This window comes from Embleya sp. NPDC055664 (genome assembly GCF_053618075.1).
In genome coordinates this window covers 26,222-40,573 of record NZ_JBSHGZ010000046.1, presented here as the reverse complement: position 1 = coordinate 40,573, position 14,352 = coordinate 26,222, and the positions used below count along the sequence as shown (strand labels likewise).

General features: G+C 72.6%; 13 protein-coding genes. 3 read left to right on the top strand and 10 right to left on the bottom strand.

The annotated features are described in order from the left end of the window. Positions 1-64: 64 nt before the first annotated feature. The 3 genes from ACWGR4_RS42745 to ACWGR4_RS42735 all read right to left on the bottom strand — a co-directional run bounded on the left by ACWGR4_RS42745 (position 65) and on the right by ACWGR4_RS42735 (position 4,663). On the bottom strand, positions 65-268 hold the full coding sequence (locus tag ACWGR4_RS42745; RefSeq protein WP_078980715.1) for a cold-shock protein: 204 nt from the start codon (positions 266-268) through the stop codon (positions 65-67). 262 nt (positions 269-530) lie between these two features. Further along, a complete protein-coding gene (locus ACWGR4_RS42740) occupies positions 531-2,063 on the bottom strand; it encodes a long-chain-fatty-acid--CoA ligase (RefSeq protein WP_452134322.1) in 1,533 nt (510 codons plus the stop codon). Between the two features lie 170 nt (positions 2,064-2,233). Continuing rightward, positions 2,234-4,663 carry an alpha-L-rhamnosidase-related protein gene (locus ACWGR4_RS42735; protein WP_452132598.1) on the bottom strand — a complete coding sequence of 810 codons (2,430 nt, stop codon included), beginning with the start codon at positions 4,661-4,663 and terminating at the stop codon, positions 2,234-2,236. Between the two features lie 172 nt (positions 4,664-4,835). On the opposite strand from ACWGR4_RS42735, the gene ACWGR4_RS42730 reads away from it, so the two are divergent. Then, positions 4,836-5,549, top strand: a complete 714-nt coding sequence (locus tag ACWGR4_RS42730) for a TetR/AcrR family transcriptional regulator (protein ID WP_380003696.1) — start codon at positions 4,836-4,838, stop codon at positions 5,547-5,549. A gap of 58 nt (positions 5,550-5,607) precedes the next feature. On the opposite strand, the gene ACWGR4_RS42725 is transcribed toward ACWGR4_RS42730, so the two are convergent. Both ACWGR4_RS42725 and ACWGR4_RS42720 read right to left on the bottom strand, forming a co-directional pair. Beyond that, on the bottom strand, positions 5,608-6,228 hold the full coding sequence (locus tag ACWGR4_RS42725) for a hypothetical protein (protein WP_452132597.1): 621 nt from the start codon (positions 6,226-6,228) through the stop codon (positions 5,608-5,610). Positions 6,229-6,285: 57 nt separating this feature from the next. After that, positions 6,286-6,984, bottom strand: a complete 699-nt coding sequence (locus tag ACWGR4_RS42720) for a hypothetical protein (RefSeq protein WP_452132596.1) — start codon at positions 6,982-6,984, stop codon at positions 6,286-6,288. A 212-nt stretch (positions 6,985-7,196) separates the two neighbouring features. Between ACWGR4_RS42720 and ACWGR4_RS42715 the strand changes: the two genes are divergently transcribed. Next, the gene (locus ACWGR4_RS42715) at positions 7,197-9,296 is read left to right on the top strand and encodes a histidine kinase (RefSeq protein WP_452132595.1); all 2,100 of its coding nucleotides are present in this window, start codon (positions 7,197-7,199) and stop codon (positions 9,294-9,296) included. Continuing rightward, the gene (locus ACWGR4_RS42710) at positions 9,296-9,949 is read left to right on the top strand and encodes a response regulator (protein ID WP_201261055.1); all 654 of its coding nucleotides are present in this window, start codon (positions 9,296-9,298) and stop codon (positions 9,947-9,949) included. Before ACWGR4_RS42715 ends, ACWGR4_RS42710 begins: the two co-directional genes overlap by 1 nt. A gap of 116 nt (positions 9,950-10,065) precedes the next feature. On the opposite strand, the gene ACWGR4_RS42705 is transcribed toward ACWGR4_RS42710, so the two are convergent. The 5 genes from ACWGR4_RS42705 to ACWGR4_RS42685 all read right to left on the bottom strand — a co-directional run bounded on the left by ACWGR4_RS42705 (position 10,066) and on the right by ACWGR4_RS42685 (position 14,049). Next, complete coding sequence (locus ACWGR4_RS42705; RefSeq protein WP_380003700.1) at positions 10,066-10,548, bottom strand: VOC family protein; 483 nt, start codon at positions 10,546-10,548, stop codon at positions 10,066-10,068. A gap of 111 nt (positions 10,549-10,659) precedes the next feature. Next, a complete protein-coding gene (locus ACWGR4_RS42700) occupies positions 10,660-11,433 on the bottom strand; it encodes a copper homeostasis protein CutC (protein WP_452132594.1) in 774 nt (257 codons plus the stop codon). Positions 11,434-11,487: 54 nt separating this feature from the next. Next, positions 11,488-12,471 carry an asparaginase gene (locus tag ACWGR4_RS42695; RefSeq protein ID WP_452132602.1) on the bottom strand — a complete coding sequence of 328 codons (984 nt, stop codon included), beginning with the start codon at positions 12,469-12,471 and terminating at the stop codon, positions 11,488-11,490. A gap of 73 nt (positions 12,472-12,544) precedes the next feature. Continuing rightward, entirely contained in the window at positions 12,545-13,408 is an 864-nt protein-coding gene (locus ACWGR4_RS42690) for an amino acid ABC transporter permease (protein ID WP_380003702.1), read from the bottom strand. Beyond that, a complete protein-coding gene (locus tag ACWGR4_RS42685) occupies positions 13,405-14,049 on the bottom strand; it encodes an amino acid ABC transporter permease (RefSeq protein WP_078980330.1) in 645 nt (214 codons plus the stop codon). Before ACWGR4_RS42685 ends, ACWGR4_RS42690 begins: the two co-directional genes overlap by 4 nt. Positions 14,050-14,352 lie beyond the last annotated feature (303 nt).

The window sequence follows — 14,352 nt, the reverse complement described above, 5'->3', positions numbered from 1 at the left end:
GGGTGGCCCCCCCGCACTGTTGGGCGGGGGGTTGTTTCCCCCCGCCCCGCCACGAACGGGAGTACTAGCCGGCGACGATGTTCTCCGCCTGCGGGCCCTTCTGGCCCTGGGTGACGTCGAACGTCACCTTCTGGCCCTCCTGCAGCTCGCGGTAGCCGCTGCCGGAGATGTTGGAGTAGTGGGCGAAGACGTCGGGGCCGCCACCGTCCTGCTCGATGAAGCCGAAGCCCTTCTCACTGTTGAACCACTTCACGGTGCCACTGGCCACGCCGAACTCCTCGTTCAGAAAAATGGAACCGTGCCGCGCAAGATGCGGGCCCGGAGGTGCTCACCGGACCCGAAGCGGCTGTGCACAGCAAAATCGCCCGTGATCGCGATCACGGGCGAACGAACTTCGGGCCACGACTACTTGGGAACCGAAGGTACCCGAGCCCGCCCTCCCGCGCCACGCACCCACCCGAACTCGCCCCCGACGGCCGGACATCGCCCACCCGAAAGCGGGGCCGATCGGCGCCCCGGGGCCGCGCCCGCTATCGGATGGCGGCCCCCGGCTCCGGCGGCGTGGCCTCGCGCAGCGCCCGCTTGAGGATCTTGCCGGTGGGGCCCAGTGGGAGGGTGGGCATCGGGTGGAAAACGCGGGGGTACTTGTGCCGGCCGAGGTGTTCGCGGGACCAGGCGATCAGGTCCTCGGGGGTGGGCGGCTCGGTGCCGGGCGCGGCGGGGCGCAGGACGACGGCCGCGTGGATCTCCTCGCCGAGCGCCTCGTGCGCGGTGCCGTAGACCGCGACCTGGGCGATCGCGGGGTGTCGGGCCAAGACCTCCTCGACCTCGCGCGGGTAGACGTTGTACCCGCCGCGGATGACCAGGTCCTTCTTGCGGTCCACGATGCTCAGGAAGCCGTCGTCGTCGACCGCGCCGAGGTCGCCGGTGCGGAACCAGCCGTCCACGATCGCGGCGGCGGTCGCGTCCGGGTCGTCGAGGTAGCCGGCGAACACGTTGTGGCCCCGGACCACCACCTCGCCGACCGCCCCGGCGGGCAGCAGTTCGATGCGCTCGTCCACCTCGGCGGCGGCGATCGCGATCTCCACCCCGCGAATCGCGTGGCCGACCGTGCCGGGCCGGCGCCCGAGCAGGCGCTGGTTGAACGTGGCCGCCGGGGACGTCTCGGTCAGCCCGTACCCCTCGAACACCCGTGTGCCGAACGTGGCCTCGAAGCGCTCCAGACCGGCGACGGGCAGTGCGGCGCCGCCGGACACGGCCAACCGCAGCGTCGGTGCGCTCGCGCCGGATGCCTGTGCCGCCTCGGTGAGCGCGTGGAACATCGTCGGTACACCCATGAACACGCTTACCCCCTCCGCGGCCATCAGTTCCAGCGCGGCGGCGGCGTCGAAGCGCGGCATCAGGACCAGCGTCGAGCCGGCGCGCAGCGCGGCGTTCATCGCGCAGGTCTGGCCGTAGCTGTGGAACAGTGGAAGGCAGCCCAACACCACGTCCTCGGGCGCCAGTTCGTGCAGGTCCTGCGCACAGACCGTGGCGTTGAGCACGATGTTGAGGTGGGTCAGCCGGGCGCCCTTGGGTCGGCCGGTGGTGCCGCTGGTGTACAGGATGGCCGCGATGTCGTCGGCCGCGGTCGGGTGCGCGGCGGTCAGCGGCGCGCCGGGGTGTTCGTGGTCGGCGGCCAGCATCGGTATCCCGGCCGCGTCGGCGGCGGCCCGCGCGGTCGGCCACAACGCGCCGCCGCTGATCGCGAGCACCGATCCGCTGTGCCGCAGCACGAATTCGACCTCCTCGGCGACCAGCAGCCCGTGCACCGGCACGACGGTGGCACCTGCCGCGATCACCGCGTGGTAGACGCGGGGGAACGCCGCGATGTTGGGCAACATCACCGCGACCCGGTCACCGGGCCGCACACCCCGCTCGCGCAGCGCGGCGGCGTAGCGCAGCACGTCGGCCCACAGGTCGCGATAGGTGATCCGGGTGTCGCCCTCGACCACGGCGGTGCGGTCGGGCAAGCGCAGCGCGGTGTCGCTCAACAGAGCGGCCACGCCGAGGTGTTGGTGCACGAAGGACTCCAAGGGTAGGCGGCGGGGGCCGAGGGGCATGCCGGAGGAGGCCGCCGCTCGGGTGGGGGCGCGGCCGGACGCGGACACCGTGCCGATGTTTCGTTACGCGTATTGTTAAGTTGGCGCCATGGAATCGTCAATGCCGCGCCCGCCGCGACGGTGCGGCGGGCTTACACCGGTAGCGCGGCCAGGTCCGCGTCGAAGGTGCCGGCGGGCCGGTCGGCGACGGTGCCGTCGGGGGCCACGAGCCGCACCGGGACCGGGGACTCGACATGCACGCGGGTGCCCTCCACCGCGACGTGGACGAGGCCGTACGGGGTGGGGACCGCGCCCCTGGCCCATTCCAGGTCGCCCAGGCGCGGGGCGACCCGGACCCTCGTGTAGCCGGGCTCGGCGGGGGTGATCCCGAGGGTGTACACGAGCAGATCGCGAGTGGGGGTGGCCGACCAGCCGTGGCAGTAGCTGCCGCCCTCCCAGGTCTCCCGCCACGCGGTGGGGCCCGAGGCGAGCAGGCGCCGCCAGTCGCGGCACAGGTCGGCGATGGTGTCGGCGGCGCCGAGCCGGGCCAGCGCGTCGTGCACGACGTAGCGGAAGAAGGGCTGTGCGCCGACCACTCGGTGCCGCGCGTCCCACGTCACGGCGGGCGGGGTGAAACGGGCCACCTCATGCCCGGTGGGTGCGCCGTCCGCGTCCCCGCCGTGCGCGGCGACCGGTGCCAGGGTGAACATCACGTCCCGTGCGAGTAGGAACCTCCGCACCCGATCTGCGCGTTCGGCCGGCACCAGGTCGGCGCAGACCGCCGCCGCGGTGGTGTGCTCGCTCATCGCGGGCCGCACCACGTCCTCCACCGCGTGATCCCGGTAGCCGCCCCGCTCCTCGTCCCAGAACACCTCGAAGCCGACCCGCACCGCGTCGTGCAACTCCCGCGCCCGGGCGGCCCGGTTGGCGTCACCCAACCAATGCGCCATCTCCGCGAAGTCGCCCAGCGCACGCGCCCACAGTGCGTTCAGCGCCGCACTGGTGCCCTCGACCTGCACCGGGGACCAGTCGATCAGCACCCAACCGGTCACGTCGTGCACCAGGCCGTCGGCGCCGAGGAAGGCGGTGAACCAGTCGAGCACGGTTTCGGCGGCGGGCAACAGCCGGGCGATCAGCGCCCGATCGCCCGTGTAGCGGTGGAGGTTGTACACCGAACGCACCCAGTGCAGCGACCAGTCGGGGATGCTGACCAGCTCCGGATCACCGCCGTCGCCGGCGGCCACCATCGGCAACAGGCCGTCGCCGCGCGGAGTCGCGGTGAGCACGGGTTGGTGCCGGGCCAGGCTCCAGTCGGGGTTGGTGACCAGGTCGACCGACTGGTGCACCACCGCGTCGCCGGTCCAGGCCCGCTGCTCCCGGCTGGGGCAGTCGATGTAGGCGTCGTGCGCGGTCAGGTCCACGGTGCGCAGGCCCACCCGGTGGATACGGTCCAACAGCGGGTCGGAGCAGGCGAAGTACGGCCCGGCCGGGCGCGGCCGCAGCCGCTCCAGCACGGCGGGCGCGAGCCGCACCGGCCCGGTGGCGTCCACCACGAGGACCAGGTAGCGGCCCCCGGCCGGGTCGCCGAGCCGGAACCGCTCGCCCGCCTGGTCCCCGCGCGCGGTGTAGGCGAAGCACGCGGCACCGGCCAGCGCGGCCGGGGTGGGCGATTCGGCGAGCGCGCCGAACACCACGGTTCCCGGGGCCGCTTCGAGGTCGAGGCGCACCGTGCCGCTGACCATGCGGCCCAGATCGGCGATCACCAGTCGGCGGCCGGCGGGCAGCGCGAGGGTGGGCGAGGGGGCGTCGCCGGTCGGGTCGGGGACGGCGTCCGGGCGGGCCTCGGGCCGGATCGTGGTGAGCGCGCCGAGCAGCGCGGCGTGTACGTCGGCGGACGCCAACGGGCCCTCGGGGCGCGGCACGACGGGCAGCGGCGCGGAGTCGAACGCGGCCGGTGTGCGGGTGGCGCCGCCGAGTGCCGGCAGCGGGTTCGGCAGCAGCGCGCCGTACGGTTCGGCCGGTGGCCGGGTGGCGCCGGTGCTGCCGACGTGGGCCGCGGCCAACACCGTCGCGGCGTCCCAGAGTTCGTCGTCGAAATCCGGATGGGTCCAGGCCGGGTCCAGCCGGCGCGCATCCAGGATCTCCGGGATCTGCGGGGACACCGTGGACTGCGGGGCACACGGCGTCCAGGCGTCGGCCACCCGGCAGCGCCAGGCGGCGTCGGTACCGATCCAACGCTCCTCGCCGAGGTCGAACTCGGCGACCAGCGCGCCGCCGCCGAGGCTGTACGTGGTCGGCGAGGGCACCCACCATGCCGTGCGGTGGCCGTAGAACCGGGCCAGCACCGCGATCACGTTGTGGCCGGGGCGCAGCACCGCCGCCGCGTCGCCGAAGTCGTGGTACAGCCGCCGGCCGCCGTGCCGGATCGGGCCGCGGGCGAGTTCGACGCCGTTGACGTAGAGCACATGTCGCGAATCCGAGCTGATCCGGAACGGCGCGTGGTCGGGCACCTCGGCCAGCTCGAACGTGCGCCGGAACAACACGCGGCGGTCGAACCGCTCGGGATCGAGCGAGCCGTTCATCGGATTCTCCCGGGACGGCGCGCCCACCGCGGTGTGCTCGGCCCAAACCCACTGACCCCGCCATCGACGATTCGCGAACGTCTCTCGCATGGTGCGTGTCCTTCCGCTCGGCGGCACACACCATAACCACGTTTTTTACTAACCACTAGATAAAACTGTTAACATGCGTTCCGTGACCCCGACAACACGCGAAGACGACGACCCGAAGCGGTCCCTCCGCCCGACCCGGCAACCCCGCAGGGGCCCGGGCCGCAGCGAGCGCGGCGCCCGTCGACGCGAGGAACTGGTCACCATCGCCAGTGAGTTGTTCGCGCGCAGCGGCTTCCGGGGCACGGGCCTCGCGGAGGTGGCGGCCCGCGCCGGGATTACCCAACCGGCGCTGCTCTACTACTTCGGCAGCAAGGAGGGCCTGCTCCAGGCGGTGATCGAGCACCGCGGCGCGCAGAGCATCGAGTTCGCCCAGGAGTCGGTGGCCATCGGCGGGCTGCGGGCGATCCGGGAGATGCCCGCCTCGGCACACCGCAACGCGCGCGAACCGGGCCTCGCGCGCCTGCTCGCGGTGTTGACCATGGAGAACCTGGACCCGCAGGATCCCGCCCACGACTACTTCGTACAGCGCTACCGGCGGCTGCGCGAGTTGATCGCGCGGATCATCACCGACGCCCAGGCGACCGGCGAGATCCGCGCCGAGGTCGACCCGGGCCTCAAGGCCGCCGAACTGCTCGCCACCATGGACGGCCTGCAGATGCAGTGGCTCCTCGACCCGGGCGAGGTCGACCTGGTCACCGCCATCGAGTCCTACGCCCTGACCCTGATCCGCGACCTGGCCGCCGACCCGGCGGCCTACGCGACCACCGTCACGGGCGAGACCACCGGCCACGAGTGACACCGGGCCGGGCGGGGCCGGGCGCACCAGCCGCCCGACCCCGCCGCAAGCGGTGGCGTTAGGGGCACTTCACCCCGATCGCCTTGGCGGCGAGGCTCAACGGGCCGTTGGCTCCGGTGAGTTCGGTGTTCTCCTCGATCGTCGCGGACGCCGCCTCCACGTCGCCGTTGTTGAACTGCTCGGTCATCGTGGCGACATACGCGGCCTGGCGTTTGTACAGGTCCCACCACGCCTTGACGTCGGCGTCGACACGACCCGGCTTCGGCAGCCCGTCGAGCTTGTCCATCAGCGCCCCGAGCGACAGGTCCAGGGCCCGGAAGCGCTGTTGCAGCGCGGCGACGTCCGTGGTCTCGGTGGAGGCCGCCACGTCGACGTCGTTGAGCTTGTCGGCGATGTTGTCGTACGACTCCGCGCAGGTGCGGTTGATGTCCTTGAGGTACGACGCCCGGTTGACCGCCGTGCCCTTGTCGGAGAAGTCGAAGGGGCCGATGTTCATCGCGATCAGCACACTGACGACCGTCGCCACCGTGCCGACCAGGGTCAGGACCATCATCCACCGGCCGCCGCCCCCGCCCGCTCGGGGCGGTGGGGCGGACGGGTGGAGCGGCATCGGCGGATACGGCGCGCCGTGGTTCGGCGGTCCGTACGGGTTGAGCGGTGCCGGTGGTGTCCGGCGCACGTGGAAATCCATCTCGGTGGGTGTTCCGGTTCCGTCGTCCGTCTCCTCGATGCCGGCTCAGCGGGTGATGGTGCTCTTGCCGAAGGTCAGCCCCAGGCCCGCGACCACCAGCCAGAACGGCATCGTCAGCGCGGGCATCCCGGGTACCGACATCACCGCCATCGCGACGGTCGGCGCACCCGCGGCAAGCACCGAGACCCAGCCGATCCACCGCGAGACGGTACGCTCCCGCAGCGCCATCCAGGCGATCGCGAACGCGGCCACCAGCACGCCCAGCCAGCCGATCCACGCCCCGAAGTCGTTGAGCACGTAGTACACATAGCGAGCTGTTTGATCGAACTGCTCGTCCTCCGGGCCGCCTTCGCCGTAGATGCCCATCGCCCCGCGCCACCCGTAGCCGAGGGTCAGCGCCGCCGCCGAGGCACCCAGGCCCGCCGACACCACCCGTGCCGCCGTGCTCCCGGGCACGCGCGGCTCCACGTGCCGCCGCCAGGCCGCGGCGAGCACGATCAGCAGGGCGACCACGACATACCCGACGGCGAAGCCGATCCGGGCCTTGACCACGCTCACGTCGTCGACCCGGGCGAGCGTCATGCCGCCGTCGGCCTCCGCCACGTGCACGTCCATCACGATCGTCGCGAACGCTCCCAGCACACCGGCCGCCACCGCGAGCAGCGGCCAGTGGGTTCGATGGCGCGCCGGGGCCTCCCCGACCTCGACGCGCCCGCCGACCGGGCTCACATCCGAATACCTCATGTCTCCCCCTCCACATGTCGCCGCCCCGCGTCGCCGTCCCCCCGGCGGCTGCACGTCCCCCATCGGGTGGCGCGTATCGGACTCCCTGCCCGTGCGGCATCGCCAGACTGGCGGGCCCGCAGTCCCGGGTTCCAGGGACATCGACACCGTCTGTCCGGGATCCCCACGGCGGGACGGGGTATGCCGCGACGCGGTACGGCAGCATGGGCGCGGTGACCACCCAGCCCGTTCCGCCACCGCTCGGCGCGTGTCCGCCGGACCGGCGCCCGCCCGCGCGCGTGCCCGCCTGGATCCGCGCGCTGCTGCTGCGCATCCCCGAGTCCCGCCTGATCGTGTTCGCGGGCGTGTCGGCCACCGTCGGCATCGCGACGACCGCGGCGTACGTACCCGCCTACCACTGGGTCGCGGAGCGCACCGAGCTGCGCCCGATGTCGTGGGGCGACGTCGTGCTCGGATCGGCATGGCCGCTGATCGGCGCGCTGATCGTGCGCGGGCGACCGCGCAATCCGGTGGGCTGGCTGCTCCTGGTACCCGCGACGCTGGGCCCGTATCTGCTGCTGTCGTTGTACGCGGTCTCCTCCGCGCGGATCAGCGCCGACCCGCTGCCGGGCGCGGATTTCGCGGCGTGGGTCGGCGCGTGGGGATTCGCCCAGTACTTCGTGGTGGTGCCGCTGCTGCTGATGGTCTTCCCCGACGGATACCTGACCGGTCCCCGGTGGCGGTTCCCGGCGTACGGGATCTGCGTCGTGGCGGCGATCGCGCTGTTCGGGGCGATGTTCCGGGACGGGTCGATCGACATCAGCGAGGACGTGCACAATCCGTGGGCCGTTCCCGGCGCGTGGTGGCTGGGATACCTCACGCTCGTCGGCGCGTTCGCGACCCTCGGCCCGGGACTGGTGACCGCGGTGGTGTCCCTGGTCGTGCGCACGCGCCGGGCGGTCGGAGTCCAGCGCATCCAACTCCAGTGGTTGCTGCTCGGCGGCCTGATGCTCGGCGCGAACATGCTGCTCGCGCTCGTGGTACCCGACCCCGGGCAGGACCTGTTCTTCGCCGTCGGGTTGCTCAGCCCGCCGGTCGGGATCGCCGTCGCGATGTTGCGACACCGGCTGTTCGACGTGGTCCTGGTGCTCAACCGCACCATCGTCTACGTCGTCCTTACGGCGGTGCTGGTCGGCGTCTACACGGCGCTGGTGCTGGGCGTGGGTCGCGTCGCGCCGACCTCGACGAGCGGGATCCTGGCGGTGGCGGTGGTCGCGCTGCTCGCCGCGACGGGGCGCAGCGCCGTGCAGGTGGCGGTGGACCGCTGGTTGTTCGGACACCGGCACGATCCCTACGCCGTGCTTGCCCGGGTGGGCCGGCAGGTGGCGCCGGCGTCGGAGCCCGACGAGGCGCTGCAACGTCTGGTGGACGCGCTGCGCCGCGCGCTGCGACTGCCGTACGCGGCGTTCCACAGCCATCTCCCGCAGCACGGCGCCGCGTTGCGGGTGGAGAGCGGCTGTCCGGTGGCCGGTTGGCGGGCCGTTCCGGCGAGTTCGTTGGGCCGGGACATGGGTGAACTGCGCGTCGGCCTGCGGCCGGGCGGCGAGCGCTGGACGCCCGAGGAATACGCCGCGATCGAGGAGGTCGCCGCCCGGGCGGCGACGTTGGCGTACGCGGCGGGACTGGTCACCGACGTGGCCCGCAGCCGCGCCCGGATCGTGGTCGCGCGCGAGGAGGAGCGCCGCCGCCTGCGGGCGGACCTGCACGACGGCGTGGGCCCGGCGCTCGCCGGCGCCGCGCACCAACTCGACGCGCTGGCCCGGCGAATCGCCGCGGCGGGAGAGCCGGACCTGGCCGATCGGGCCCGAGGGGTGCGCGATCGACTGCGCCAGACGGTGACCGACCTGCGCTCGGTGGTGCACGGGCTGCGTCCGCCCATCCTCGACCAACTCGGCCTCGCGGGAGCCCTGCGCGACGTGGTCGCCGGCTACGAGACGCCGCGCTGCGCGGTCGAACTCGGCCCGGGACTGGACGAGTTGCCCGCGGCGGTGGAGGTCGCGGCCTACGCGATAGCCGCCGAGGCCGTCTCGAACGCGGTGCGGCACAGCGCCGCGAGCGAACTGCGCCTGTCGGCCGCGGTGGTGGACGCGAAGCTCCGGTTGGAGATACGCGACAATGGCCGCGGCCTGCCCGCGCACCCGGCCGCCGGGGTGGGCCTGCGCAGCATGGGCGAACGCGCGGACGAGGTCGGCGGCCGCATGGAGATCCTGCCCGCGCCGGGCGGCGGGGTGGTCGTACGGGCGAGCCTGCCCGACGGGTCGGAGAGGTCGTAGTGGACACATCGGTAAGCGTGCTCGTCGTCGACGACCACCCGGTCTTTCGGGCCGGCATGGTCGCGGTGTTGGAGGACCTGGCCGACCTCGACGTCGTCGGTCAGGCCGGTGACGGGGCCGAGGCGTTGGCCGAGGTGGCGGCGCTGCGGCCGGACGTGGTGCTGATGGACCTGCGGATGCCGGGCGTCGGCGGGTTGGAGGCGACGGCGCGGATCACCACGACCCATCCGGACACGGCGGTGATCGTGCTGACCATGGACGAGGACGAGGACACGGTCTTCGCGGCGCTGCGGGCCGGTGCGCGCGGTTATCTCCTCAAGGAGGCGGACGGGGACGACATCCGCCGCGCGATCCTGGGCGTGGCGCGCGGCGAGGCCGTCTTCGGCCCGCGTGTTGCCCGGCGGGTGTTGTCGTTCTTCGCGTCGGCACCCGCGCACGCACGCGGCGCGGTGCCGTTCCCGCAGCTGACCGACCGCGAGCGTGAGGTCCTCGACCTGCTCGCGCAGGGGTTGGACAACGCGTCGATCGCGCGGCGGTTGATCCTGTCGGAGAAGACCGTCCGCAATCGGGTGAGCGACGTGCTGACCAAGCTGCGCGCCCGCAGCCGCGCGGAGGCGGTGGCCATCGCCCGCGACGCGGGGTTGGGCGGTTGAGGGCGCACATCGCGGGCCCCCGGCGGCCCGCACGCGCACGGGTCGGGTCGTCCCCCCATTCGGGGGTCGACCCGACCCGTGTGGTCACGCCGTGGGCCATCGGGCCGCTCGCCCGACTACTCGCCGTTGTACGCCTTGCGGATCGCGGCGATGTCCAGGCGCTTCATGGTGTACATGGCACTGGTGGCCCGGGTCGCCTTCGCGCCGTCCGGGTCGCCGATCATGTCCATCACCTCGGTCGGCACGACCTGCCAGGACAGGCCGAACCGGTCCTTGAGCCAGCCACAGGGGCCCTCCTCGCCGCCGTCGGCGGTGAGCAGGCCCCAGTAGTGGTCGACCTCGTCCTGGTCGGCGCAGTGGATCTGGAACGAGACGGCCTCGTTGAACTTGAACTGGGGCCCGCCGTTGAGCGCGACGAACTTCTGTCCGTTGATCTCGAACTCGACCACGAGCACCTGGCCGGCCTGGTCCGGGTTGGCCTCGTTGTAGTAGCCGACGCGGCCCTGCTTGCCGTCCTTGAACACGGACAGGTAGAAGTTCGCGGCCTCCTCGGCCTGGCCGTCGAACCACAGGCAGGTGGTGAATCCCTGGGCGGGCATGGAAACCTCCGGTACTCCGTAGTGGACGCTCTCACCAGTACCGACCCCTCCCGAGGCACAAACTCATCGGTGTCGGGCCAGGAATTCCACTTCGGCTCCGGAGGTGCCCGATCAGCCCTTGCGCGCGGCCTCCAGCACGTCGCGGATGCCGTCGGCGGAGGTCACCCGGCGGGCGTATTCCGGTTGGCGCAGCGCGCCGCCCATGTACGGGTGCGGGTTGCGGTGCGTGGCGGGGCTCTCCAGGATCGCGCCCGCCGCGAAGTGCACCTCGCTCGCGCCGGTGGCGGCCAGTACCCGGTCGATGTTGCGCGCGGTGATGCCGCCGCCGGGCATCACCACGATCCGGCCGGCCGCCTGGGTGACCAGGCGGGCGATCAGCGGCGCGCCCTCCAGCACGCTGCTGTCCTGCCCCGAGGTCAGCACCCGGTCGACGCCCAGCTCGATCAGCTCCTCCAGGGCCGCGTGCGGGTCGCGGGTCATGTCGAAGGCGCGGTGGAAGGTGACCGACAGGTCGCCGGCCGCGGCCAACAACGCCTCGATCACCGGACGGTCGAGGTCGCCCCCGGGGGTCAGCGCGCCGATCACCACACCCTGCGCGCCGGCGGCCCGGATCGCCTCGACGTCCCGACGCATCGCGGCGGCCTCGTACTCGTCGTAGACGAAGTCGCCCCCGCGCGGACGCACGATCACATGGACCCGGATCGCCTCGACGGCGGCCAGGGTGGTCTCGATCAGGCCCAGGCTCGGCGTGATGCCGCCCTCGAACAGGTCCGCGCACAGCTCGACGCGCTGCGCACCCACACGTTCCGCGGCGAGCGCCCCCGGCACGTCGTCGATGCAGATCTCGAAGGCGGGCGCGGGGGTGGGGCCGGCGTTGACGGTCATGACGCGAACTCCTGATGGTGCGAAGGGGGGTGGGGTGGGGTGGCGTACGGTGCGCTACGCCGGGTGGGATGTCACGCGGACCTCGCCGACCGGCAGGCCGCCGCCGAGGACCGGTACGGTCGTCCATTCGTGGGCCGCCGAGACGTCCACGCCGAGTGTGTGCAGCGCGGCCAGGGCCAGTGCGGTGGTGGCCCGGGGGCTGCCGTCGATCACCTTGACCGCGACCGCGTGTCCGGCAGTGGTGGCCGCCACGAACACGCCCTCGGCGCCGCCCTTGACCAGGACGCCCGGGAGCAGCCGCATCACCTCGGTGTTGGCCTGCCCGTCCCCGCCCACGTACGCCGGGTGTTCGCGCATCGCCTTGGCCACCACGCGCCCGGGCCCGGTGGTCGCGATGGCCAACGCGCGTACACCCCGGGCGAGTCCGGTCAGGGTCATCGCGAACACCGGTGCGCCGCAACCGTCCACGGCGGTGTGCGCGACCGACTCGCCGGCCAGTTCCTCGATGCCCTCGCGGACCAGAACCTGCAGCGGATGCCCCGGGTCGAGGTAGCCCTCGGTCGGCCACCCCGACGCGACGCAGGCCGCCAGCATCGCGGCGTGCTTGCCCGAGCAGTTCATCCGCTCGCGGGTGTTCTCCTCGCCGCGCGCGATCATCTCCCGGTACGTGTCCTCGTTCTCCGGGCGGTCGGGCGGACACCCCAGCGCGTCGAAGGTCAGCCCCGAGCGGGTCAGGATGTCCTCGACCGCGTCCACGTGGAAGTCCTGCCCGGTGTGGCTGCCCGCCGCGATCGCCACGTGCGCCCCGGACAGCGGCGCGCCCGCGCGCAGGCAGGCCAGCGCCTGGAACGGCTTGGCCGAGGAGCGCGGTACCACCGGCTCGTTCGGCACGCCCAGTTCGAGCGCCGGCCGGCCGTCCGGAGCGAGTGCGACCAGGCTGCCGAAGTGCCGGCTCTCCACGAACCCGGACCGCACCACCTCGGCGAGTTCGGCGTAGCGCGTGGTCGATTCGTGGGGCACGGTGTCCTCCGGTCGCATGGGGTCCTCCGGGATGGGCCGATCGGTGCGGCCGTCGAACAGGGAAGTTGTCACGAGGGTCGGCTCGTTGCCGTCACAGCGGTTGGTCGGCCGCCGCCTTGGCCCGGACCAGTGTGCGCAGCCGGCGTCGGCCGACGGAGCGGAAACCCTGCCGGGCCTCCAGGGTGCGGGCCAGCTTGGACAACGACGCGTTGAGCACGATGTAGACCAGCGCGATGATGATGTAGGTCTGGATCAGCAGCCGGTTGTAGGTGGCCAACACTCGCCCGCTGTACAGCAGTTCCGAGTAGCTGACGATGAAGCCGAGCGAGGTGTCCTTGAGCAGCCCGACGGACTGGCTGACCAGCGACGGCAACAACCGGCGCACCGCCTGCGGCAGCACGATCAGCCGCATCGTCTGAGCGTCGGTCAGCCCGACGGCGAGCCCCGCCTCGCGCTGCCCACGATCCAGGGACAGGATGCCCGCCCGGAAGATCTCCGCGAACACCGCCGACGCGGACACCGAGAGCGGCAGGACCAACTTCCAGAACAGCGGCAGGTCCACGCCGTAGTGCGGCAGCCCGAACAGCACCAGGTAGACCAGGAGCAGCACCGGAACCGTGCGCATCACCTCGATGTACACGGTGGCCGACCAGCGCAGCGCCCGCTGCCGGGACAACCGGCCCAGGGCGAGCACGATGCCGCCGACCACGGACAGCGCGGTGGCCACGGCGGCGGCCCGGACGGTGGCCCACAACCCTTCCAGCAGATACCGCCACATCGGCCAGGTGGTGTACGGCCGCCACTTGTCCGCGTCCAACTGGCCGTGATCGGCGAACCGCTTCACGGCCACGGCGAGCAGCGCGGCCACCGCGACGCCGACCACGATCGTGGCGATCCGCATCCGGCGCCGCGCGATCGGGCCGGGTTCGTCGAACAACACTCGGGACGCGCTCATCGAACGATCGCCACCTTCCGCTCGATCATGCCGGTGACGATCCCCGCCGTGGCGCAGATGAGCATGTAGCCGATGCCCGCGCCGACGAACACGGGGATGGGTTGCGCCTCCATGAGGTTGACCCGGTTGGCGGCGGAGGTCAGTTCCACCACGCCGACGGCGGCGGCGAGCGAGGTGTTCATGGTCAGCGCGATGAAGATGTTGCCGATCGGCTGCACCACGCCGCGCAGCGCCTGCGGCAGGATCACGAGCCGCAACGACTGACCGAACGTCAGCCCCAGGGCCCGGGCCGCCTCGGCCTGGCCGATCGAGACCGTGTTGATCCCCGAGCGCACCGCCTCGGCGATGTATGCCGCCTCGTAGAGCGCGATCACGATCACCGCCGTGGTGAACAGCGGGAAGATCACCCCGACTTCGGGCAGGCCGAAGACGAACAGCACGAGCAGGACCAGGAGCGGGGTGTTCTGGAAGGTCTCCACGTACACGGTGCCCACGCCGCGCAGGGCGGCGACGGGGGACACCCGCATGGCGGCCACCACGACGCCGATCAGCAGCGCGCCGAGGAAGGAGAGCGCGGTGAGTTCGAGCGTGGTGACGATGCCGTCGGTGAAGGCGGAGAGATGTCGCAGCACGACATCCATCGGCGAGGACCTTTCGCGAGGGGGTGGGCGGGGACGAGTCCGGGCGAAGCTCGGCGAGCGGGGGGCTCGGCGGGGGCGTACGGCGGGCCGGGCCCAGGCCGCGGGCTCCGGCGCGAGGGCTGCGGAGGGCTGCGGGGGCCGGGAAGCCGGGAAGGCCGGGAGAGCCGGGAAGACCGGGAGGGTCGGGGGGGGGGGCCCCCCACCCCCCCCCCGGGGGCAGGGGCCGGGGGCGCCGCCGATCGCGGGGGGCGGGGGGGGGGTGGCCACGACGAACGTGGCGCGCGGGGGGATCCCCAACCGGGG

What these genes read in the sequence shown, in the direction of transcription:
- ACWGR4_RS42735 (WP_452132598.1), bottom strand. Translation starts at nt 4,663, where the DNA reads ATGAACGGCTCGCTCGATCCCGAGCGGTTCGACCGCCGCGTGTTGTTC.
- ACWGR4_RS42720 (WP_452132596.1), bottom strand. Translation starts at nt 6,984, where the DNA reads ATGAGGTATTCGGATGTGAGCCCGGTCGGCGGGCGCGTCGAGGTCGGG.
- ACWGR4_RS42705 (WP_380003700.1), bottom strand. Translation starts at nt 10,548, where the DNA reads ATGCCCGCCCAGGGATTCACCACCTGCCTGTGGTTCGACGGCCAGGCC.
- ACWGR4_RS42700 (WP_452132594.1), bottom strand. Translation starts at nt 11,433, where the DNA reads ATGACCGTCAACGCCGGCCCCACCCCCGCGCCCGCCTTCGAGATCTGC.
- ACWGR4_RS42695 (WP_452132602.1), bottom strand. Translation starts at nt 12,471, where the DNA reads ATGCGACCGGAGGACACCGTGCCCCACGAATCGACCACGCGCTACGCC.
- ACWGR4_RS42690 (WP_380003702.1), bottom strand. Translation starts at nt 13,408, where the DNA reads ATGAGCGCGTCCCGAGTGTTGTTCGACGAACCCGGCCCGATCGCGCGG.
- ACWGR4_RS42685 (WP_078980330.1), bottom strand. Translation starts at nt 14,049, where the DNA reads ATGGATGTCGTGCTGCGACATCTCTCCGCCTTCACCGACGGCATCGTC.